Source organism: Moritella sp. 28 (assembly GCF_018219435.1).
GTDB lineage: Bacteria > Pseudomonadota > Gammaproteobacteria > Enterobacterales > Moritellaceae > Moritella.
This window is the reverse complement of the sequence record NZ_CP056121.1, coordinates 3,599,834-3,623,412: the sequence shown is the minus strand read 5'-3', so window position 1 is coordinate 3,623,412 and position 23,579 is coordinate 3,599,834. Positions and strand designations below refer to the sequence as shown.

21 protein-coding genes and 2 tRNA genes are annotated in these 23,579 nt (G+C 39.3%); 12 read left to right on the top strand and 11 right to left on the bottom strand.

Translation table 11 applies throughout. The features are described from left to right. Window positions 1–21 precede the first annotated feature (21 nt). The 5 genes from HWV02_RS15975 (at window position 22) to HWV02_RS15955 (ending at window position 3,420) form a co-directional block, all read left to right on the top strand. Entirely contained in the window at window positions 22–411 is a 390-nt protein-coding gene (locus tag HWV02_RS15975) for a fumarate reductase subunit C (RefSeq protein ID WP_211688681.1), read from the top strand. A 9-nt stretch (window positions 412–420) separates the two neighbouring features. Next, window positions 421–798 (top strand): fumarate reductase subunit FrdD, encoded by a 378-nt coding sequence (gene frdD / locus HWV02_RS15970; protein ID WP_211676749.1) that lies wholly within the window; start codon window positions 421–423, stop codon window positions 796–798. 207 nt (window positions 799–1,005) lie between these two features. Then, window positions 1,006–1,096, top strand: a tRNA-Ser gene (locus HWV02_RS15965). Between the two features lie 262 nt (window positions 1,097–1,358). Beyond that, the gene (locus tag HWV02_RS15960) at window positions 1,359–3,203 is read left to right on the top strand and encodes a ricin-type beta-trefoil lectin domain protein (protein ID WP_211688679.1); all 1,845 of its coding nucleotides are present in this window, start codon (window positions 1,359–1,361) and stop codon (window positions 3,201–3,203) included. A gap of 126 nt (window positions 3,204–3,329) precedes the next feature. Further along, window positions 3,330–3,420 (top strand) — tRNA-Ser (locus tag HWV02_RS15955). 94 nt (window positions 3,421–3,514) lie between these two features. Here the strand turns inward: HWV02_RS15955 and HWV02_RS15950 are convergent. Further along, window positions 3,515–4,402, bottom strand: coding sequence for a GyrI-like domain-containing protein (locus HWV02_RS15950; RefSeq protein WP_211688677.1), 888 nt, complete (start codon window positions 4,400–4,402; stop codon window positions 3,515–3,517). Window positions 4,403–4,610: 208 nt separating this feature from the next. Here HWV02_RS15950 and HWV02_RS15945 point away from each other — a divergent pair, with 208 nt between their 5' ends. Next, on the top strand, window positions 4,611–5,762 hold the full coding sequence (locus tag HWV02_RS15945) for a PLP-dependent aminotransferase family protein (protein ID WP_211688676.1): 1,152 nt from the start codon (window positions 4,611–4,613) through the stop codon (window positions 5,760–5,762). 88 nt (window positions 5,763–5,850) lie between these two features. Here the strand turns inward: HWV02_RS15945 and yegD are convergent, their stop codons facing one another. Then, window positions 5,851–7,203 carry a molecular chaperone gene (gene yegD / locus HWV02_RS15940; protein ID WP_211676745.1) on the bottom strand — a complete coding sequence of 451 codons (1,353 nt, stop codon included), beginning with the start codon at window positions 7,201–7,203 and terminating at the stop codon, window positions 5,851–5,853. Between the two features lie 248 nt (window positions 7,204–7,451). Here yegD and HWV02_RS15935 point away from each other — a divergent pair, with 248 nt between their 5' ends. The 5 genes from HWV02_RS15935 (at window position 7,452) to HWV02_RS15915 (ending at window position 11,442) form a co-directional block, all read left to right on the top strand. After that, window positions 7,452–8,303, top strand: a complete 852-nt coding sequence (locus HWV02_RS15935; protein WP_211688674.1) for an alpha/beta fold hydrolase — start codon at window positions 7,452–7,454, stop codon at window positions 8,301–8,303. A gap of 63 nt (window positions 8,304–8,366) precedes the next feature. Continuing rightward, entirely contained in the window at window positions 8,367–9,263 is an 897-nt protein-coding gene (locus HWV02_RS15930; RefSeq protein ID WP_211688672.1) for a DMT family transporter, read from the top strand. A gap of 80 nt (window positions 9,264–9,343) precedes the next feature. Continuing rightward, the gene (locus tag HWV02_RS15925) at window positions 9,344–10,582 is read left to right on the top strand and encodes a hypothetical protein (RefSeq protein WP_211676742.1); all 1,239 of its coding nucleotides are present in this window, start codon (window positions 9,344–9,346) and stop codon (window positions 10,580–10,582) included. A 176-nt stretch (window positions 10,583–10,758) separates the two neighbouring features. After that, window positions 10,759–11,226, top strand: coding sequence for a DUF1456 family protein (locus HWV02_RS15920; protein WP_211672395.1), 468 nt, complete (start codon window positions 10,759–10,761; stop codon window positions 11,224–11,226). A 12-nt stretch (window positions 11,227–11,238) separates the two neighbouring features. Beyond that, window positions 11,239–11,442 (top strand): DUF2986 domain-containing protein, encoded by a 204-nt coding sequence (locus tag HWV02_RS15915; protein WP_211676741.1) that lies wholly within the window; start codon window positions 11,239–11,241, stop codon window positions 11,440–11,442. Window positions 11,443–11,516: 74 nt separating this feature from the next. On the opposite strand, the gene HWV02_RS15910 is transcribed toward HWV02_RS15915, so the two are convergent. The 9 genes from HWV02_RS15910 to HWV02_RS15870 all read right to left on the bottom strand — a co-directional run bounded on the left by HWV02_RS15910 (window position 11,517) and on the right by HWV02_RS15870 (window position 22,145). Next, a complete protein-coding gene (locus HWV02_RS15910) occupies window positions 11,517–12,473 on the bottom strand; it encodes a GGDEF domain-containing protein (RefSeq protein ID WP_211676740.1) in 957 nt (318 codons plus the stop codon). Between the two features lie 72 nt (window positions 12,474–12,545). Continuing rightward, window positions 12,546–13,625, bottom strand: a complete 1,080-nt coding sequence (locus HWV02_RS15905) for a response regulator (protein ID WP_211676739.1) — start codon at window positions 13,623–13,625, stop codon at window positions 12,546–12,548. A 165-nt stretch (window positions 13,626–13,790) separates the two neighbouring features. Beyond that, the gene (locus tag HWV02_RS15900) at window positions 13,791–14,225 is read right to left on the bottom strand and encodes a universal stress protein (protein ID WP_211676738.1); all 435 of its coding nucleotides are present in this window, start codon (window positions 14,223–14,225) and stop codon (window positions 13,791–13,793) included. Between the two features lie 83 nt (window positions 14,226–14,308). Beyond that, a complete protein-coding gene (locus HWV02_RS15895) occupies window positions 14,309–16,891 on the bottom strand; it encodes a TRAP transporter permease (RefSeq protein ID WP_211676737.1) in 2,583 nt (860 codons plus the stop codon). A gap of 253 nt (window positions 16,892–17,144) precedes the next feature. After that, window positions 17,145–18,128: a TAXI family TRAP transporter solute-binding subunit gene (locus HWV02_RS15890; protein ID WP_211676736.1), complete on the bottom strand. Its 984-nt coding sequence runs from the start codon at window positions 18,126–18,128 to the stop codon at window positions 17,145–17,147. A gap of 452 nt (window positions 18,129–18,580) precedes the next feature. Beyond that, window positions 18,581–19,516, bottom strand: a complete 936-nt coding sequence (locus HWV02_RS15885; RefSeq protein WP_211688670.1) for a biotin-dependent carboxyltransferase family protein — start codon at window positions 19,514–19,516, stop codon at window positions 18,581–18,583. Next, window positions 19,516–20,211 carry an allophanate hydrolase subunit 1 gene (locus tag HWV02_RS15880; RefSeq protein WP_211676734.1) on the bottom strand — a complete coding sequence of 232 codons (696 nt, stop codon included), beginning with the start codon at window positions 20,209–20,211 and terminating at the stop codon, window positions 19,516–19,518. Before HWV02_RS15880 ends, HWV02_RS15885 begins: the two co-directional genes overlap by 1 nt. Before the next feature lie 3 nt (window positions 20,212–20,214). Continuing rightward, a complete protein-coding gene (locus tag HWV02_RS15875) occupies window positions 20,215–20,955 on the bottom strand; it encodes a 5-oxoprolinase subunit PxpA (protein ID WP_211676733.1) in 741 nt (246 codons plus the stop codon). 446 nt (window positions 20,956–21,401) lie between these two features. Further along, window positions 21,402–22,145, bottom strand: coding sequence for a YciK family oxidoreductase (locus HWV02_RS15870; RefSeq protein ID WP_211672385.1), 744 nt, complete (start codon window positions 22,143–22,145; stop codon window positions 21,402–21,404). Window positions 22,146–22,258: 113 nt separating this feature from the next. On the opposite strand from HWV02_RS15870, the gene sohB reads away from it, so the two are divergent. Then, the gene (gene sohB / locus HWV02_RS15865; protein WP_211688668.1) at window positions 22,259–23,338 is read left to right on the top strand and encodes a protease SohB; all 1,080 of its coding nucleotides are present in this window, start codon (window positions 22,259–22,261) and stop codon (window positions 23,336–23,338) included. Window positions 23,339–23,579: the final 241 nt, after the last annotated feature.

Genomic DNA, 23,579 nt, shown 5'->3' with positions numbered 1-23,579 from the left:
CTGAATAGTGAGGAATTAGCAATGAGTAAACGTAAACCTTATACAAGAGAATTACCCACTGATTGGTGGATGAAGCAACTTTTTTATACCAAATACATGATCCGAGAAGGCAGCAGTGTATTCATTACTATTTATAGTTTGATACTTGCTTGGGGTGTATTAAGACTTAGCCAGGGTGAAGTTGCATTTAATGCTTGGTTGGAATCACTACAAAATCCAGTGGCGATTATTTTTCATTTTATCGCATTGGCGTTTGCGCTGTACCACACTGTAACATGGTTTTCATTAGCGCCTAAAGCTGTTGATTTATGGATACAAGGCAAACGCCTTGATGACAAAATAATTGTCTCTGGGCATTATGTTGCTTTTGCGGTTGCAACGGTTTTTTGTCTATTTGTTATTATGCTGTAAGGAGCCGTTATGTCTGAGATGAACAAGAAAACCTACATACGATCTCACGAACCTGTTTTTTGGGGATTATTCGGTGCTGGTGGAATGTTAACGGGTTTTTTGACTCCTGTGATGATTTTAATTACTGGGTTATTAATTCCGTTGGGGATTATAGAACAAGGCCGTTTTAACTATCAAACTTTGTATGGTTTTGCGACGACTTGGTATGGCGCGGCAATTATTCTCGTGTTAATTGCACTACCACTATGGCACACCTTACACCGCATCTTTCATGCATTACATGATTTAGGCATTAAACGTGGCCGAGATTGGCAGCAAGTACTAAGCTATGGCTTTGCCTTTGCGGTAAGTGTGTTTGTATTTACCTTGTTACTACAAATGGCTTAGTTAGATTTTAAGCCTAAGAATTAAAGGTGTTGCTTCTAGATTAAACATGAAGTGATACCTTTGCTCTTTTACTTGTTGTTTTCGTTGAGGCGTTATATTTATATACAGAATGTTTGTTATTTAATACATTTTGAATGCTTGTTGGTTTATTTACAAAACAGCATTTACATCTTATCTAAGTTGTTCTAATATTCGCTCCATTGCTGCGGAGGGGTGGCAGAGTGGCCGAATGCACTGGTCTTGAAAACCAGCAGGGGTTAATAGCTCCTCGAGAGTTCAAATCTCTCCTCCTCCGCCATCTATATAGAGAAGCCGGAACTTATTAATTTAAGTTCCGGCTTTTTGCTTTTTAAATCCTTTCTCTTCAAACCAATACCTTACATCTTCTTACATTAAACTCGTACCCACAATGAACTAGTTAATATATGTTGTTAATACATACCGTTCTGGTTAACGAATGTATAACAAGTTATTAGCATGTATCTATTTACTCGTAGTTTAGTAACTGTTGATCATTCCGGCGCCCTCGTATTATTTAATATATTTACATAGAGGTTATCGTGAAAAAAAACGTTATTTTATTATCATTACTTTCTAGTGCTTGCTTACCTGCTTTTGCTGCTGAAGATAAAGACACTATTCAGGCTGGATTGATGTCTAGCCAATTTTATAAAGAATCGTGTTACATAGAGCCTGATGATATTAACGCAGATCTTGATATTACAGCGTGTGAAAAGTACGTTTTTATCAATCTATCCAAAGCAAAGGAACAAATTCGAAGTATTGCTACAACTCAGCTATTGAATATTGGCGTGATGAGCCCATACGTTTTAGTGAGTAATCCTAATGTTGAATCTGAAAGAGTAATTACCACACTCGATACCTATGAAGAAGATGTAATTATCGATCTCATTAATAGTGTGGAATCAGACTGGGTATCTAACCCTACGCAATTATCTATTGTTGACAGTTTCCCAAGGGCGGAAAGTTTGGTTAGTCACGCAGGGGAAACTTTTAGTGACTCAAGTAATGCATCATCAAATTATAGCTGGCGATTTAGACAGGTGGTTAAACTAAATCAAGGTTTTTATCCAACAAAGAATGATGTTGCCATCTTAAATTATGAAGTGGAAACAATCGCATCTAAGCCTACTTATTATCAAAATAGCGATAATGCGAAATATGTTCGCGTTACGCTGGTTGGCGGTAGTGGGATTAATTTTAATCCAACGGAGGGGAGTGATTACAAGACGATCCGAACAAACTCTGCACCTCATCAGTTACTCAAGTATTCCTATAGAGAATATTTAGATAAAGTGAAAATATCAACAAGTTGGAACGATGGTAAAGCTGAGTTATATGACTCATTTCCGCGTAACAATGATCAGGATAGAGCTGGTTACACTTATAACTCCAAAATCAGTTTTAGTTTAGGTGTTAGTATTCCGAAAGTACCGATTAATGAAATTGGTTTTGAATCATCAAAATCAATGACGTTTCAAAATGGTAATTATTTTGATTACTACGCCAATTCTGCACGAACCGCACACAGCGTAGAATATAAAAATAAAGAGTATGGTTCTGATAATCATAGATACTACGGTCTTGTGAATAATTCGCGGGACCGATGGGACTATTTAGATGGTATAGAGCCGCCTTTTAAAACATTCCACAACTTGAATTCAACGCCATATAGCAATGGTTTTTTACCAAAATATTCGGTTACTTACTCTGCTAATAACAGTGCAAGTGGCCAGTCAGTTTTGACTGTTCTGACGGATATACGTGGTATGTCATTACAAGGATTCGCAAAGTGGTGGATTGGCAATTTATATTGGGGTGGGGTGAATAGCCGCAAGGGTTATGGCAATGACTATATTCAGAAAGCTTATACATTATCGCTTAAGTTAAACGTTAACTGGGATAGTCCTATATTCGCAGGTACTGAGCCAAGTGTCATAACTTACCCATATTTATCTGACAATACAGCGCATTGCTTTACCGTTAATGGTAGCCAGGATGTTACAGCAGAACCTTGTGACTCATCGAATACCAATCAGCTATTTGTTTATACACCGGAAAGGAAGTATGTGTATGTTAATAATAAAGCCCTGTGTTTAGACAGTTCAGAAGGACAATTGAAAGTCGCACAATGTAAAACGTACGGCAGTAACAATCAAACGTGGATGTGGTATACCGCACCATTGAGTAATAACATCTATGACAATACCTTGTTATATACAACGACGTCATCTGGTGACTTTAAAGTGGTTAAGGGCAGGGGGGTGAATGAAGCAATGTCTATTGAAAAGGCTGATGCATTAGATGCTGCCTTCCAAAGGTGGCCTAAAGCAAAACTAAATTCGCAAAATGGTCGGTATAAATCCGCGGTTACAGTACAATAGTGTTATCCGGCAGTGTTGTTTTTATACAATTGGTTGTTTATTTAACTCGTTGAAATAAATTTATAATTTATTCTGTGATGTGTATTTACAAATAACGGCGTTTACCCTATTATTCGGACCTGCTGCGGAGGGGTGGCAGAGTGGCCGAATGCACTGGTCTTGAAAACCAGCAGGGGTTAATAGCTCCTCGAGAGTTCAAATCTCTCCTCCTCCGCCATCTATTAGAGAAGCCGGAACTTATTCATTTAAGTTCCGGCTTTTTGCTATCTGACCTAAATAACATCCACATCTAGCCCCCGAATGATAAAGCATTAAAAGAAGGTTGATACGGGTAAGCAAAACTGTAATTCAAACTGCTCATCATCGTCTAAAAAATGATTCTTTTGGTAATGCACGTAAGCTGGAGTCGATTGCATTTTAAATCCAGATGATGGTAGCCACTGTTCAATAATCTTACTTAAATACGGCAGTAATTCACCATACTTACCTGTTAATGTAAATACTGCGTGTAAACCACCAGGGATCACCATGCTGTTCACCATGCCACGGCGTAGCAAAGGTTTATCTATTGCTAGACATGCCACATAGCGGCATTGTTCTAAGCCGACAAAAGTAGGGTTCGAGTGGTGTAAGCCAAACTGTTGTTGATCACTTCTGCCTTCCACATTGGCCCACGCCACCAGAGTTTGCCAAGCGAGACGAATGGATCGACCATAACCTTGATGGCGGACATAAGCCACATGCCTTTCGGGTAATTCAATAATTTGGACTCGGGGCAATATGCGGTTTTGAATTCGAGCGTAAGCTGCTGCAATCTCAGGATCGCGTAAATAAGGCGGGGTGCTGGTGGCTAAGTCTTTACTGCGCCACTCTCCCGGTGACATGGCGAAGGTGGCTTTAAATGCACGGCTAAAAGAAGATACTGAGGCAAAACCTGACTTTGTCGCGACAGTGACGACTGAGCTGCTGATATCAAACATTAACTGGTTAGCTGCAAACTCTAAGCGGTTACGGCGAATGTATTGGTGGACGGATTCACCAACAACATTTTTGAATACGCGGTGAAAGTGTTGTTCAGAATAAGCGGCGATCTCAGCCAACTGTCTCGCTGGCAGTTCAGCACTAATATCACTATGGATAAAATAGAGTACATCGTTTATTCGTGATGTTTGATGATTTAAAGATGGAGTTGTCGGCATTGAGATCTTATAAAAGCATAAATGGACATCTATAAGCGCATAAATGGACATGCCATGTCAAATTTATCTGCGTACTATAATGGATAGCTATTTCGTTATTAATCTCTTTTTTATCCGTTTTTAAAGTTAATTTAACTAAAAAACTATATAGCATGTGATTAGTTAGCGATTAAAACCAATAAAAACAAAATAACCAGAGAGATACATTATGCAGTTAGCGAAATCATTACAAGCCATTAAACCGTCTTACATAAGAGAAATTTTGAGTGTCGCTAACTCTGCTGAAGTTATCTCATTAGCGGGGGGACTACCTGATGGTGATCATTTTCCTTTGGCGCTAATGGAGAAGAGTATCCAACAATTGAGTACGCGTGCAGAATTATTCCAGTATGGCAGTACTGCAGGTTATGGGCCGTTATTAGCTTATTTCCGAGAATGTTATCAATTATCTGATCAGCAAGATGCGTTGGTTTGTACGGGATCGCAGCAAGGGCTTGATTTGATTGCGCGTGCATTTTTAGACGCTGGCGATAAAGTGGTCATGGAAGCGCCAAGCTACCTAGGCGCTCTGCAAGTATTTGGATTGGCGCAGGCAAGTATTGAGAGTATTCAGCAAGGTGCTGATGGCCCTGATTTACAAGAGTTAGAGCAATGCTTTGCGGATAAGACAATCAAGATGTTTTATGCAGTACCTGATTTTCATAATCCAACGGGTGTATGTTGGTCACTTGAGGTGCGTAAAAAAGTCGCGCAACTGTGTCAGGAATATAATGTTGCACTGATTGAAGATGCCCCTTATCGTGAGTTACGTTTTGCAGGGACTGAATTACCTTTGGTATCAAGTTTTTGTCCTGAACAGGCAATCGTATTACGTTCATATTCTAAGATAGCAACGCCCGGCATTCGTTTAGGTTTAGTGAGTGGTCCTAAAGCGTGGATCTCGGCACTTGAACGTGTAAAACAAGGTGCAGATTTACATTCAAGCCAGCCAATGCAAGCGGTATTATTAGATCTGTTACAACATGAGGACTTTCCTAAGCATTTAGATGGGCTACGTCAGTTATACCGTCAACGTTATCAATACCTAGCGGATCTATTAACCGCGCAATTACCTGATGATTGTCAGTTTGAACAAGTTGAAGGTGGTATGTTTATTTGGTTACGTTTACCTGAATGTAATGTTGATAAACTTGCCAAAGACATGCTCGATGTGGGGGTTGCTGTTGTACCTAGTTCTGTATTCTATCAATCAGAGGCAGGGAAGGCAGCTGCATTTAGATTAAACTTTACCAATGCTTGTCATTCAGATTTAGCATTGGCAGTTAATCGACTGGTACAAGTACTAGAAACAGTTGTGTAGTTTAGCGAGAATAAACGAAGGGCTGTATCACACAGCTCTTTTTGTGATTTAATCTATATCATTCCGAATTTGTAATTACCGTTATTAATTAAGCAAAAATCTTCTCGGCCCAACGAGTTAACCCTTTAGTTACACTACCGAAATGATCACCAATAATGATTTCACAGTTTGGATAGTGCTGTTGGATATATTGGAAGATGATCGGTGATTTGGCTGTACCACCCGTCACAAAGATAACATCCGGTATTGTTTGTGCTTGGGTAATCGTCTCATCCATTAATGCTTTTATTTTTGTTAACTGTGGCGCATTGGCGAGTTCCAGCGCTTGACGTTCTAGCGCTAAAGTTAATCCGTTTTCAACAAAGCCTAAATCTGCGATTGTGCTAGACGCTTCAGATAGTTGCTTTTTCATTTGTTCTGCAAGATTCACCACTTGATACGTCTGTTTTTGTTGTTGTACCTTGAGTAAACGGGTGATCAACTGTTTTTGTTCCGCATTTTTATACAGTTCTTTTAAGCCGATAAGGCTACGCTGACTATAAAAGTCGGTTTGACTGCCGATGTCATTAATCGCAACCGCATCCCAGAAAGGTTTAACAGGCATAGGCAGGCCACTTATTAGGTGCGAGCCTAGACCGAAAAGTGGCATTAATGATTTTTGTGCAAAATGAATATCAAAATCATTACCACCAATACGTTCACCTGAGTAACCTAAAACATGTTTAAAGCGATCACTCAGACCGCAATTATCGGGTCCCATTTTAAGTAATGAACAGTCAGTTGTACCACCACCGATATCGACTACAAGCACAGTTTTTTCTGTTGTTAGACTTTGTTCATAATCAAAACCTGCAGCAAGCGGCTCATACAGAAACTCAATATCTCGAAAGCCTGCACGTTGCGCTGCTGTTGTTAATAGCGATAACGCTTGTTGGTTACTCTCTTCGCCTCTAAGGCCCTGGAAGTTAACTGGCTTACCCATCACAACTTGGGTTATTTGCTTATCTAACTGTGTTTCAGCTTTATGCTTGATATTGCAAATCATCGCGGTGACAACATCTTCCATTAAAGCAAGTTGTAGCGGGCTTAAACTGGTCGCACCTAAGAATGATTTTGGCGATTTTATGTAATAACCTTCTTCGGGATCTTCTAGGTAGGTATCAAGCGCTTCTTGGCCAAAGAATAATTGGTCTTCATAGCCATCATTAATCAAGTTACGGCCAGCTTGGATAGGACCGCGGCGTAATTGCAGATAATTTGGTTTTGCTACTGAGTCAGGTAAGTGACGCGCGACCCAGTTAGGGATCATATTTCGATGCGAAGCATATAGCGTAGATGCTAGATAAGAACTGTTCTGGCCAAGAGAAACAAGTTCTGGATTGGCATTATTAACATACCCAACAGCACAGTTAGAAGTACCGTAGTCAAAACCGACAAACATAAATCTTTCCAATTAAATCACTCAGCCGCGCATTGTACACTGCCGTGATAAGCGAAACCAGATTGAAATCGGATCTTACTTAATCGGAGGCAGATTAGCCATTTTGCATCAATATAAGGCAATGATGTTTAGACGTCACGTTGTTATTTAGACGTTATGTTGTCATTTAGGTGAATGTAAATAGCGAGTAAATATGGTTGAATTAAAATCCGATTAGTTTATTTTTGTTTGTTTAATGGATTAAGATCATGATAAATACAGTTGAAATTAACACTGCTGATGGTTATCAGCTTGTTGCTAGCGAATACAAACCGAATAGCAATAATGGACGCGTTGTTATTATAAATGGTGCAACAGGGGTGCTACGTAAATATTACCAAGCATATGCAGAATTTTTATGTGCACGGGGTTTTACGGTTATTACTTACGATTACCGAGGTATTGGAGATAGTAAACAAGCGAGCGTAAATGCTAAGCCGGCAAGTATGATGCATTGGGGACAACTTGATATGGATGCAGTGTTAACTTGGACGCAAGCTTGCTATCCCGCAATGAAAATTTTAGGTGTTGGTCATTCTATCGGCGGACAACTACTTGGCATTACTCCCAATAATAATCGCTATGAATCTTTTTTAAATATTGCAGCACAACAAATCCACTGGAAAAACTGGAAACGTAAAGATCAACCACTATCTGTGTTGTTCTTTTATTGTGTTTTACCTTTGTTTTATAGTGCGAACAAAGGGCTACCAAAATGGGTGCTTGGCGCTGAATATCTACCGCAACAAGTTATTCGAGATTGGAGTCGTTTTGGGCGTAAACCATTCTATACTGATGAAGAAGGTAACGAGTTGCATGATGGTTATCATCAGTATAAGGGTAAGATGCGATTCTATGCCATGGCAGATGACAATCGGTTTGCCCCTCCAAGCTGTGTTAAAGCGCTGCAACGTCATTTTAAAAATGCAGCATCGGATATGGTGGTTATTGACCCTAAACAGGTCGGCATGAAATCGATTGATCACTTTGGTTTTTTTAAACGTTCGATGAAAGAATCAGTATGGCAAGATACATCAGATTGGCTACTCATATCTTCATAGTATTGGAGTTAGTATTACTTGCGTGCTAATCTTGCCGAAAATACCATTCATTAAGGTTTAGGCTTGGCACAATCCAATATAAAATTTCACCTCCTTGTCATGCTTGCTACTACATTGGTAGCAGGATCATTTCTGGCATCGGCAAATCTTGCTGGTCTTGTAAATCCATTCTCTCTCACCTTATTACGATTTACTGGCGCGGTTAGCCTATTGTTACCGTTTATTCTGGTGACTAAAAAATGGCGTGATAAGGTATTGCGGACTTTACCGCGGTCGATGGTGATTAGTTTATTTTATTCCGTGTTCTTTATTTTCCAGTTTGAAGCATTAAAAATAACGACAGCGTTAAATACGGGGACTTTATATACTTTAGTGCCATTTATAACTGCGATGCTGTGTGTGCTGGTATTTAAAGATAAAATCAAAGTTAAGCAGTTGATGATTTATTTACTTGGCGCCTTGGGGACTTGCTGGGTTATTTTTGGCGGTGACTTGTCTCGATTGGTCAATTTCTCTTTAAATAGTGGTGATCTGTTATTTATTGCGGGTTGTTTTTCCATGTGTTGTTACTCTATTTCGATGAAACGTCTTTATCGAGGAGATGAGCTAATTGTTATGGTATTCAGTACGTTACTTGGCGGTTGCATCTGGATGGGGCTGGCTCTGTGGTTATCTGGACTACCATTAGAATGGCATTTGATCCAAGGCGAATCTGTATTTTACATGGCATATTTGGTCGTGGGTGCCACACTCATGACAGTATACTTATATCAGAAAACAACGGTCGCATTGGGACCTACACGGGTAATGGCATACATCTATATGAACCCTGCCGTAGTTGCTTTGTTATCGCTATTGGTGAATGGACAAAGCATTAGTTTACAAGTTATTCCCGGTATTTTGTTGTCAGCTTCTGCGACCTTATTATTGCAACGTCAAGCGAACGCCAGCAAAACCTAGATTGTGTATTCAAGTATTTAGCGTTAAAACAGAGTCAAGATCTTAATTCGTCCCTAACGAAAAATAGAAAAAGGTACTGTATGTTTAACACACGCATAAAAACAAAAAAGTTAGAAATCAAAGCGTCGCCCTCGGATCGCGCAAATGATATGCGCGGTATTAATCAGCTTGCGGTTGATGCAGTAACAGGTTTAACTGATATCGTGGAAGCGCTCCATTACACAATTTTAAGTTTGGGCCTTAATAAGCAAGATACACAGCCAAGAACGCGGGGGGTTACGGGATTTGTTTATCGTAACATTCGAACGGTAACCGCATTCGTCGGTGACAAAATAGATTTTTCTTTATCTCAATTAGGCTCGGCACTTGGACAGCATGAATCGTCGCTAAACCGTGAAGTTGCGATTTCTATGCTTAATGGTGTATTGGGGGATTATTTACTCGAACGTGAAAATCCTTTGGCTGTGATTATGCAATTTAGGCGTGACGGTAAACCATTATCTGATGTGGCTTTACGCAATTTGATTGAGAAATCTAACGGCAAGATATTGTTGATGGTACATGGGCTGTGTATGAACGATTTACAGTGGCAAGTTGATGAGCATGATCATGGTGTTGAATTAGCCCGAGATCTTGGTTACGAGCCTATTTATTTACATTATAATACAGGTCGACATATCTCGGAAAATGGTCGTGATTTATCCTCGCTGTTGGAATATTTAGTTGGTTTATCTCCACAACCTTTATCATTATCTATTCTTGCTCATAGTATGGGTGGCTTAGTGTCTCGCAGTGCTTTTTACTATGGCGAAAAAGCAAAACATACTTGGTTAGAACAAGTGAATAAAATGGTGTTTTTAGGTACACCGCATCATGGTGCTGCGCTTGAAAAGGGCGGTAATTTGATTGATGTATTACTTGGCTCAAATCCGTACAGCAAGCCATTTGCTAAGTTAGGGAAAATCCGTAGCGCAGGGATCACTGACTTACGTTATGGTTCGATTATTGATGAAGATTGGCAAGGTAAAGATCGCTTTAGCTATACAATGGATAATAGAGGCTCCTTAGCCCTACCTAATGGTGTGCATTGCTATACGCTTGCCGCTGTAAAAAGCAAAGAGTCAACTGTTGTTGGTGATGGTTTAATTGGTGATGGTTTAGTTAATGTTGATAGTGCGTTAGGTCGACATAATGATGATTTACTTCATCTTACGTTTCCTGAACACCATCAGTGGATTGGACGCGATATGAATCACATGGATTTGCTATATCATCCAGATGTTTATAGAAAAATTAGACAGTGGTTACTGGATCCTTAAAAAGGTTAGTTGTAACGCAGTTGGTATAGAATAATGTTATTGATGTCGAGATATAATGTTATTGGTCCCGAGGATAAACTTGCATGTTATCAATCCTCGGTTATCTGCTATACTGTGCGCCATAACTAAAATTGTGAGTCATAACGACATCACGCTAGCCTTATTAGGACTAATTAATGACCAATAACGATATTTTACGCCGTATTCGCTACACTTTTAATTTCAGTGACGACAAAATGATTGCTTTGTTTAAACAAGCTGAAGCTGATGTTACACGTGGTGAAATCAGTGATTGGTTAAAAAAAGATGACGATCCTGCATATGTGCGTTGTAATGACACACAGATGGCGACTTTTTTGAATGGTTTAATTAATGCTAAACGCGGTAAAAAAGACGGCCCACAACCTGAGCCTGAACACGCGATTAATAACAACATTATTTTACGTAAGTTAAAAATTGCTTTAGATCTTAAGAATGAAGATGTTCTTGAATTATTAGAACTTGCTGAATTCCGTTTAGGTAAACACGAACTAAGTGCATTTTTCCGTAAACCTGATCACAAACACTTCCGTGAATGTAAAGATCAAGTATTACGTAACTTCCTTGCAGGTATGCAAGTAAAATATCGAGCTGAAGACAAGTAATAAGATTAAATCATGAATAGAAAGAAAAAAGTTGTTTCGACATTAAAGAAAAAAGCTAAAAAAGCGAATGCTAAATTGGCTCCTCATTCTAATAAACCTCGTTATATTTCTAAAGCCGAACGTGAAAAAATGGCTTTAGAAGCAGAGGTTATTCAGAAGGAAGAGAGTAATCAGCAAGCAGGAAAGGCTCAGGAAGAGCAAGTTTCGGCAGAATAAATGGCCTTAGCTGAAATGTAAGAATGATAAATATAAAAGGTATAGCATTGCGCTGTACCTTTTTCGTTTTTAGCTTAAAGTTTAAATATAGAGTACTGGTTTCGTCCATTTTCTTTACTTTGATACAATGCGCTGTCGGCATTCTTCGTCCATGTATCAACAGCGTCTGTAGTAGCGGTAAATTCAGCCATACCAATCGAAATGGTTACTTTAATCGTGTTACCATCATCTATGATGGAAATTTCCTCAATCGCTTTACGAAGGCGATCTGCTAATATCACAGCATTTATTGCGGATGTGTTAGTCAAACAAATTGCAAATTCTTCACCGCCATATCGCGCAGCAAAATCAGTTTCTCTAACATTATCTCGCATCACTTTAGACACGGCTGCAATAACCTTATCACCAGCAACATGGCCATAGGTATCATTCACATTTTTAAAATGATCAATGTCTAACATCATTAATGTTGATACTTGTTCGTAGCGTTTAACACGCTTAAATTCGTGATCAATCAGGCTGTTCCAATGATGACGATTATTTAACAGGGTTAGGGCATCAGTTTGACTTAGGTGTGCCAGCTTTTCATTTGCTTTATCGAGTTGTAAACGGTTAATCGCAATATCGGTTACATCATAAATAATCAAGCTTACGTGTGTCACTTCACCTGTGAGGGATGCTAGCGGTATGATTGTCATATTCTGAAACATAAATTCAGAAATACCAGTCACTGGGCGATAGTTATTAAAACGGAAAATATAAGGGCGTTGTTCCCAACTGGTGAATGCGTTGTTTTTTAATAAAAATACGGATTCAATTTTACTCCGTAACCATGATTCAGGTAACTCGGGAAAATGCGAGAATAGGTTTGAGTCTTGTACAGTCCTTGAGCTTAACCCGCTGTGATTACTCATAAAGCCATTCCAAAGTTGAACTTTAAAGTCTTTATCTAGTACTACAAGACCAGCATCAATGGTTTGTACCATATCCATGATCCAATGAAACTCATGCAATGAATGTTGATTATCCATGTTAACAATTCCTTGTAACTGTCTTGTTATTTGATTGGTCTGTAGTTTGATAAATCATCAAAACACAATAAATTAATCGATGAGGTAAGAAAGACTATTAAGTAAACTTGGTAGTGACTTTTCAGTAAAGAGTAATAACAGATCACATTGCACATTATGGTGCTCAATTTGATAATTGATTTCAATAGCGACCGTCTTTTGTTTACGGAAGTTATTGGCGTTAATCATCTCTTGTACTGTGCTGTGCTGACCCAGAACAGAAGGGTGGCCCTGACTAAAGCTAACATTCAATTGTTGGCTAAACCCTTGCAAAAATGCACCGATAAGGATATTTGCTGTATCCATGAGAATTTCTTTCTCTTGGAAGTTTGAATTTTCGTGCTCAATACCCATTAATTTAGCCATGTCATCGAAGCTTGAATCATGGAATAGCAGTAGTGCTTCACCAGAAATACCTGAACAAATGAAGCCTTGGCACACTGTTGAAATAGATGCCTGTTCGGATGCGGCTGATAATGCCATGGTTAATTCACTGGCTTCAAAGACATTTACATTCGGCACGGGTAATAGCACAAATACATCAAGTAAACGCGCTAACAAATCGGCTGCTTGGCCCATTGCTACATTGGCGACTTCTTGCAGTGCATCACGGAATTCAGCGGGTAACTCTAGCTCATTACTTAATGTAGGTAAGGTGTCCGGAATTGATTGTATTAAATCTTGCTGTCTTTTTTCAGCTAATTGTTGGGCAATTAATCGTGCTTCAGTTTGAGATAATTCATCTTTTTCGACAATACCATAATTAATAAGGATTGTTTCTATTTGCTGACTTGTTACCGGTTTTTTGATAAAAGCAAGTGCACCTAATGCCATTACGCGTTGGTGTGCTTCAGCTTGAATATCACCCGATACTACAATCACAAGCGCATTAAGTTGCTCTTTTTGAATGGCTTCTAAAACTTGATAACCATCCATCACTGGCATATTAAGATCGAGAAATACGATGCTACCTTTACCAGCCTTGATTGCATCAATACCTTCGGCACCGTTAGATGAAAAACTCACATCCACATCCCAATAAGGAGGCAGTGTTCTGGCCATTTGTTTACGTGCTAGGTTTGAATCATCACAGATTAGTACGGAGACTGACATGAATATCCTTTTTCATCTTCAGTGAAATAGCAAAGATTTATTACGCAATAATAACGAAAAAAGAGGGGAAGTTAAAGAATTAGAAGGCATATTATCAAAAATAATGACAGATAAACATATCGATTTTTGATATTTGAACAGTGAATAACACTGTTCAAAAACATCTTATTGTGGTTTAACAACCATTACACTCATTGATGCTGAACTTACAACTCTTGCTGCTACTGAACCAATAACGGCAAGCTCTAATTTAGCGCGTTTGTGGCTTGGCATCACGATTAAATCAGCGTCGTATTTATTTGCTGCCTTGATAATCTCTTTGGAAGGTTTGCCTTCCATCATATGTATTTGTGTTGGAATACCACTATCAATATGCTTTTTTGCAAAATCTTGTAATGCAGAATGTGCAGATTTACGGATCTCTTGTAAAACCGACGCAGGGAAGTGCGCCGAGACCATAGGTAGTTGAGACGTTGGTAATACATTTAATAAATGGATTGTTGCGCCAGAAATTTTTGCAAGTGTGCAGGCGTGTTCAGCAGCAACGTGACTAAAACCTTCTTCGTTAAGGTCCACGGGTAGTAAGATTACTTTATACATAATAAATTACTTATTTAAAGTGATTTGGATATATGCAGTGTACTTAAGTACACTGCATATATATGTTTCGAGGCCGATAATGCTTATTTGCTGTTAGCAATACGGCGACGTTGACCAACAGCAATACCTGCAAGTAGCAGTAATGCTGGGATAAACAGGAACTCTTTTGCAGGGCGTTCTAACGGACGTTCCACTGCTAGGATATTCCAGTCAAAATCAATACCTGATTTTTCGGCTGGAGAACCAAAACCGACCATATCAACAATCGTTTTTTCGTCTTCAAAGCGTAATTCTAAACCTGTACTCAATAGGCGTTCAGCACCAGTGATAGCATCTTCAGCAAAAGGTAGCTGTACAATCTTAGTTTGGAATGCGCCGTCCAAGGTTTCACCTTCAACACGTAAGCGTATATCACCACCGTTTGGTAAATCAGCAAGCACTTGCTCAATGTGCTGTGGACTTACTTCTTCAATTGGTGGATATACCATATCCCACCAGAAGCCTGGGCGGAACAGTGTAAACGTGATTAATAATAACCCGATTGTTTCATACCATTTCGACTTTGTTAACCAGTAACCTTGGGTTGCCGCAGAGAATACCAACATTGCCGTCGTGGCCGAGAAAATTGTCAGTAGTAAGTGAGGCACAGAATCCACACCAATCAATAATAACTGGGTATTAAAGATAAACATAAAAGGTAAGATCGCGGTACGGATATCGTACATGAAACCTTGGATACCGGTTTTAATCGGATCTGCTTTTGCAATGGCTGCAGCTGCGAAAGCCGCGAGGCCTACTGGCGGAGTATCATCGGCCAGAATACCAAAGTAGAACACAAATAAATGCACTGCGATTAACGGTACGATCAAGCCATTTTGAGCACCTAGTTCAACAATAACAGGTGCCATCAATGTTGAAACAACGATGTAGTTTGCTGTTGTCGGTAAACCCATACCTAAGATTAAACTAATGAGTGCAGTAAAGCCCAGCATCAGCATGATGTTACCACCTGAGATGAACTCAACAAACTCAGTCATCACTAGACCAATACCGGTTAGCGTTACTGTCCCAACAACAATACCTGCTGCAGCTGTCGCTACACCGATACCGATCATGTTACGAGAACCTGTTACCATGCCATCAAACAGTTCAACAAAACCTGTTTTAACTGCATCTGATATTGGTTGGCTTTGTTTAAAGTAAGCCTGTAATGGGCGCTGTGTGATCACAATGAAGATCATAAATATCGTTGCCCAAAATGCCGATAGGCCTGGAGAGAAACGTTCAACGGTTAAACACCAAACTAATACAACAATTGGTAGTAGGAAGTATAAACCTGCTTTTGCTGTTGGTCCTGGTTCTGGTAACTCGAGTAGCTCACTGTCTGGATCATCAATGCTTAGCTCAGGGAATTTTGTTGAGTATTTAATTAACGCGACATAAATCGCAACAGTCGCGATACCTACAATCCAAGTTGCGCCTGCACCAAATACATCTTTAGTCCAACCTATACCATAATAAACAGCAAAGCTAAGGACTAGAATTAGCACCAAGACAGACATAAACGAGAATAAACTTTGTGCTAATGTCGGCTTGTGTCGACGTGGTAAACCTTCCATTCCCGCTTTACACGCTTCTAAATGCACGATGTAGATTAATGCAACGTAAGAAATAAGCGCGGGTAAAATAGCAGCCTTAATTACTTCAATATAAGGAATACCAACGTACTCAACCATCAAGAATGCAGCTGCACCCATAATCGGTGGTGTTAGCTGACCATTTGTTGATGCTGCTACTTCTACTGCACCAGCTTTGGTTGCAGGGAAGCCAACGCGTTTCATTAGCGGGATCGTGAATGTACCTGTTGTCACCACGTTCGCAATGGATGAACCAGACACTAAGCCACTTAAACCAGATGCAACCACGGCTGCTTTTGCTGGACCGCCACGCATATGACCAAGCAGCGAGAATGCAACTTTAATAAAATAGTTACCGGCACCCGCTTTATCTAATAGTGAACCGAATAGCACAAATAAGAATACAAATGATGTTGATACACCAACCGCAACACCAAATACACCTTCGGTTGTTAGCCACTGATGAGACATTGTTTTTGTTAAGCTCGCCCCTTTGTGGGCAATAATGTCTGGCATATAAGGACCGGCAAAGGTATAAGTCAAAAATACTATTGCCACGATCATCAGTGGTGGACCTAATGAACGACGTGTAGCTTCAAGCAGTAATAACATACCTGTTACTGCAACTGCAGTATCAAAGGTAGTGGGTGCACCAGCACGATCGGCTAATTCATTATAAAATAGGAATAAATAACCAGCACTGAAAGCGCCAGCGAATGCAAAAATCCAATCGGTCAACGGCACATGGTCACGCGGTGACGATTTCATTGCAGGGTAAGCAGTAAATGCTAGAAATATAGCAAAAGCTAAATGAATAGAACGAGCTTCAGTATCGTTAATAATACCAAAATTTAAAACGAACGGCAGAGGAGAGGCATACCATAATTGAAATAGCGCCCAAATAAATGGCACAATTAACAATATTTTTTTAGCAATACCTTTGGGATCGCGCGCACCAGTATCTGATTGTGCAAGCATTTCCTGCAGTTCAGCATCCATGCTAGTGGTTTGATTTTCTGTTTTAGACATTTGTCCTCCATCATTCTGCGATATTTTTATCACAAGAAGTGGCTCGGTTATTCGTTAGTAGAGTAATTAATAATTACTGAACTCTTAATTTCAGAAAGGTTGTACTGCTTATTGCTTCACTAATCCGTAGTGTAAGAATAGTCAGTAACTTGAGTAAGAGTAGTAAAAATTAAATAATGATATATAGGTAATGTAATTTTCTTGAAAAATTAAGGGGACAATGTCCCCTTAATTTTTATAATGAAAAGTCGACTTATTTTAGGCCAACTTCTTTGTAGTATTTTAATGCGCCAGGGTGAATCGGTGCACTAAGTGCTGCATTCGCCATATCTTCTTTTGTTAGCGATGCAAATGATGGGTGTAGACGCTTAAATGTATTGAAGTTTTCGAATACAGCTTTCGTTACTTCATATACGATCTTGTCAGACATTGATTTTGGGGTAACGATTGTTGCACGCGCACCAAATGTTACAGTGTCTTTTGGTGTACCAGTGTAAGTGCCACCAGGGATCACAACTTGGCTGTAGTAAGGGTTATCAGCAACGAGTTTTTCTACTGTTGCATCGTTAACCGTTACAATCACAGCGTCACACGTTGTTGTTGCTTCTTTAATTGAACCGTTAGGGAAACCTGCGAAGAATACAAAAGCGTCGATTTTGTTATCACAAAGTGCTTGAGATTGTTCGTTCGCTTTTAGTTCAGATGTTAGTGAGAACGCACTGTTATCCCAGTTGTAAGCTTTCATTACAACGTCCATTGTGCTGCGTTGACCTGAACCAGGGTTACCCACGTTTACACGCTTACCTTTAAGGTCTTTAAAGTTTTTAATGCCTGAATCTTTACGAGCTACAATTGTTAGTGCTTCAGCGTGTAGTGAGAATACTGAGCGTAGGTCAGTGTAAGCACCTTGATTTTTGTATTGGTTTAAGCCTTTGTAAGCATAATATTGTTGATCAGACTGTGCTACACCGAAATCAAGTTCACCTGCACGCATCGTGTTGATGTTATAAGCTGAACCACCAGTACTTTCTACTGAGCAACGAATGTTGTGCTCTTTACGGTTGCGGTTTACAAATTTACAAATTGCACCACCGGCAGGGTAGTAAACACCTGTAACACCACCAGTACCGATTGTAATAAAGTCACTTGTTTTCGCTGTTGCGATACTTGGCGCAGCAGCTGCCAGTGTTAAACTTGCTACAGCAAGTGATTTTGCAATTGTTTTTGTAATAGACATGTTGTGTTCCTTTTTATTAGTCATTAGTCGCTTGTTTACTTCAGGGCATTTCATAACCATGAAATTAAATCCGTAAATTCAAGTGGGTGTATTTAATCAGCAAAAATAAATAATGCAATACTTATGATACAGCAAAATAACCCATCATTATCTGTTTGAACCATACTTTGTGACACGGGGTTAACAAAAAGTAAACATCCACTTGTTTTGTGCGAATTTAAGCTAAATTCTAGTACACACTGGGCTTTAAGATGGGTTTATTTTTATAAAAATACGTATTTGTAAATTTGAAAAGTACATTTTTTGACTGATATTATATTTTGTTAAATCTTCATAACATAACGCAATTATTTTTACTTATGGTGAAATACGTGAAGTTCATCACTGAATAGATTGTCTGTTTTATGTTCACTTTATAGACTTTTTTATTATTAAAATGGTTTTATCCATAATTAAAAGTCGAAAAAATGTTTGAAAGCTTGCATTTTATAGCGTGAAATAAGAGGGTTTTCGAGTTTGAAAGATATTTCATCCCCCTGTTGGCGTTGCGATAACTGACTGCAATCTAAAGCCGAAATAATACCTGCTTTCGGGTATCCACCAATCGTTTGCCTGTCTTGAAGTAGAACAATTGGCTGTCCATCAGCAGGGAGTTGTACACTGCCTAATGCGATGCCTTCTGACGTCAATGTTGCTGGTAAATCGGCAATCATGTTACCTATTAGTTGATAGCCCATACGATTGGCTTGCGGACTTATTTGATATTTATTGGTGAGTAGTTGCTGTTGTTGTTTTGAAGTGAGTAGCGGCCATTGATAACAAGGTAATAACCCGAGGGTTAATGGCGCAGAGTAATTTGGAATATAATGTCGAGGAACCGCGCGTTGTTCTTGTGATTGTGCTGGGGTTTGGGCTGTTACAGGTAAGCGCTGTCCCTCATATAATGATGAACTCGTTATTTCACTTAGTTCATCACGTATGACGGTACTTCGACTATGGTGACTCATCTCTGTTTGCAGACCACCGACAATAGCCAGATAGCCACATTTCCCCGTTCTTGCTCCACCATACTGAATAATGTCACCTGTTTTAACGTTATGTGTTTGCCAATTAAAAGCGGGTTTATCATTAATATTCACCCCAAACTCGGCACCGCAAATCGCAATTTTTGTATCCGTTAATACACGTAATGTCATTAATCCATAATGTATTTCAAGAATGGCCATATTACTATCATTGCCGAGTATCTTATTTGCCCATAGATAAGCATGAAGATCGGCTGGACCACCGGGCGTGATACCTAAATGTTGATATCCAAAACGCCCAAGATCTTGAATTAAAGTATGAACGCCTGGTTTGATAACGTCGAATGCAGGAGTAATATTCATTATGCGTCAGCCTTTTGGTCGTAACGATTAAATTCATCCAGTGAGATCGCACTAAACTTGACTTGGCAGCCAACAGATAATGTATTCACTGCTGCAGGGCTCTGACCTATAATTTGCCAACCACCAGGACTCGATTTAGGATAAATAGCAGTTTGGTTATCTGCAATACCTAGACTACCCGCAGCGACTTGGCCTTTTGGCTTGGCATGCCTTGGTATCTGTATTCGTTTATCAACATCACCCAAATAGGCAAAGTTAGGCATAAAACCAATTGCATAGCAGCTATATATAGTAGAAGAATGGATCTGGATAATGTCATTGATACTCAGTGCTGAGTATTGCGATAAGGATTCAAGATCTGGCGCAAGACTTTCGTGGTAACAAACAGGGATCGTGATTAAATTAACGGTACTGGGAGAGGCATGATTAGATTTTGGTGATGCTGTATTTAATAGTCGCTTAACATAAGCGTGAAGTTTATCTGCCAGCTGATGCTGTTCCATATTGAGTATATTAAAGCTGACAAGTAATGTTTGATATGAAGGGATAATATCAATAATCACTGTGCTTAAATCTGGGGCACTTTTTAGTTGTTGATTTAGGGTGTAGATCACAGGTAATAGTTGAGTATTATCTGCATCGGTAAAGTGAATAAGAATTGCATCATAACCGATCATATCGAGCTGATATTGCATACCTCACTCCTTGTTTTCTGTAAGTGCTAACTTTATTTGTGCGATGGCTTCGATGGATTGGGCGTTATCGCCATGTACACAAAGCGTATCAACTTTTAACTTAATTAGATTGCCGTTATTACTTGTCACATGACCGTGTTGCACGAGCTGTATTACTTGGTTAATAATTTGGCTGTGTTCGGTAAATACCGCCCCAGGTAGATTTCTCGGCTGTAATAATCCGTCATCGGTATAACAACGATCTGCAAATGCTTCAAACAGTAGTGGTACATTAAATTGTGCAGCAAGGGTTTCACTGCGACTGTTGTCTGCTTGTGCCATTAGCATCAGGGGTAAATCGGGACTAAAAGCAGCCACTCCTTTTAAAATAGCAATGAGAATGACTTCATCTTGCATCATGTCGTTATAGAGTGCACCGTGAGGTTTAACATAAGTTAAGGGGATATGTTGCTGATTGCAGAAAGCGGCGAGGGCACCAACTTGATACAATATAAAGGCTTGGATTTCATCAGAAGTACAGCGCATATGACGACGACCAAAACCAACCAGATCAGGATAACTAGGATGAGCGCCGACGGCTACATTATAGTGTTTAGCCAGTGCCACTGTTTGCTGCATGATGAGGGGATCGGAAGCATGGAAACCGCAAGCGATGTTAGCCATATCAATATGTGGCATCACCGCTTCATCCATACCTAGTTGCCAAAGGCCGAAACTTTCACCCATATCACAATTCAATTTCACTGGTTAATATCCTTATTAACAAAGTCTTTCAATTATATCGAGAAGTATATACCCAAGCTACTTCAAGATGCGCAATCAGCAAACCGAAAGGAGAGGATATTCAAGGCATGGAGTCGAGGATTTCGTTATTCTAAATCAAGACTTCATAACGCCGAAGATTCCTTCGTTCGGCTTGCCCTACGGGAGGCGAGCAGGAATAGCAGCACAGCGTTACAATATTTGAAAATGGAATAACCATTCTCTACATATTGCGCCTTGTTCTGTTATCCCTGCACGTCTCTGATATAGCATCTTGAAGTAACTTGGGTATAGGTATTAGTTATTGCAGTAATTATTTGCGATAGCAAGTTTTTTGTAGGATAGGACGCTAATCAAAGGTATAAATAGGATCACAATGCCCAAATAATGAAAAACAGCATTATTTGGGCATTTATGCAGCTAACCGATTATCTGTTTGGTTGTGCTTTAAAGGTCTGACCTGTTTCAGCGACGCTGTCATTACCCATCAAATAAAGGTAAAGCGGCATAATATCTTCTGCTGTAACAAGCGTATTTGAATTTTCACCTGGGAAGGCTTTTGCACGCATACCAGTACGTGTTGCACCCGGGTTAATGCAGTTAGCGCGGATGCTGGTATTTTCAAACTCGTCTGCAAGGGTTTGCATCATGCCTTCGGTCGCAAATTTTGAAATTGCATATTCAGCCCAGTAAGCACGCCCTTTGACTCCCACACTTGATGAGGTGAAAATAATAGATGCTTTGTCCGCTTTTTTCAGTACAGGTAATAACGCACTTGTCATGAACAATTGTGCTTTAACATTGACCTGCATGACTTCGTCATAGCTCTTTTCATCGATTTGATGAAATGGACCTAACACACCTAATTGACCCGCATTGTTCAATAAACCGTCTAGTTTACCGAATTGTGTATCTATGGTGTCTGCCATGTCTTTATAGTTTTCAACTGTAGCACCTTTCATATCAAGCGGAATAATCGCAGGCGTTGGTGCTCCAAGTGCTTCAATTTCGTCATAAACAGCTTCAAGTTTAGCGACTGTTTTACCAAGTAATATCACTGTCGCGCCATGTGCTGCATAGGTTAGAGCTGCTTGACGACCAATACCGTCACCGGCACCTGTTACTAAAATAGTTTTGTTTTCTAATAGGTTTTTTTCTGCTTGATAATCCATTTTCTGGTTCCATATCGATTTATCTGGCAATATTGTAACCTGCAAAGCTTGTAGATGCGATGTTGTAAATGATATAAAGAGCAAAATCGATATAACCGACCGAGGATTAGGATTTGGAATTTTTAAGTGAATACGGTATTTTTTTAGCAAAAACGGTAACATTCGTTTTAGCGTTATTATTTGTAGTGGTCAGTATAATCAATCTTACGTCTAAGCAAAAAAAGAGTAATGGACGTTTGGAGATCACCAATTTATCAGAGCAATTTAAAGACGTAGAAGATGAACTTCAGTTACATCTTGTGCCTGAAGATGAAGCTAAAATTTTAGAAAAAGAACAGCACAAAGCAGAAAAGAAAAAACACAAAGCAGAATTAAAAGCATTTAAAAAGGCCCATAAAGACAAAGCCAATGATAAAGATGCAGTTACAAAAGAAAACATTGAACCACGTCTTTTTGTACTTGATTTTACCGCCGGTATTGATGCTAAAGAAGTCGCATCATTACGTGAAGAAATTACTGCTATCTTGTTTGTTGCTAATGAGCATGACGAAGTCTTAGTGCGCTTAGAAAGTGGTGGTGGTGTTGTGCATGGTTATGGACTTGCAAGCTCACAGCTAGAACGTTTAAAACAAGCTAATATTAAGCTAACTATCGCGGTTGATAAAGTGGCGGCAAGTGGTGGTTATATGATGGCATGTATCGCTGATCATATTATTGCAGCACCATTTGCAATCGTTGGTTCTATTGGTGTTGTTGCACAAATACCGAACTTTAACCGTCTATTGAAAAAGAACAAAATTGATGTCGAACAACTGACAGCGGGTGAGTTCAAGCGTACGTTAACGATGTTTGGCGAGAATGATGACGCTGGACGTGAAAAGTTCCAACAAGAACTTGAAGAAACGCATGTGTTATTTAAAGACTTTGTGAGCGCTCACCGACCGGACATGGATATTGAAAAAATAGCCACAGGTGAGCATTGGTTCGGTACACATGCACACGAACGTGGGTTAGTGGATACCTTACAAACCAGTGATGATTACTTATTAAAAGCGAATAAGTCGAAAACAATTTACATCGTTAAATATGTCGTGCGTAAAAAACTGGCTGAAAAATTAGCCCAAGCGGCATCATTGGCTATTTCGACAAGCCTAAATAAATTTTTACAGCAAAGTAAGTACCCACAATTATAGAATTGTAGGTTCATAACTGTAAATGTGCATTGAAACATAAACCACATATTTCAAGTGTATGTGGTTTATTAGTTTGATTTTTATGTTTTTTGTGAATTATTATGTCAGGTAGTTATTGCTATGCTTATGTAATGTTTTAGTATGAAATATAGACATAAAAAAAATAATTAAAAAATTATTGACTACTATAAGTGTATTCAATGTATATATATAAATAGAGTACAAATATAAGATGATGCTT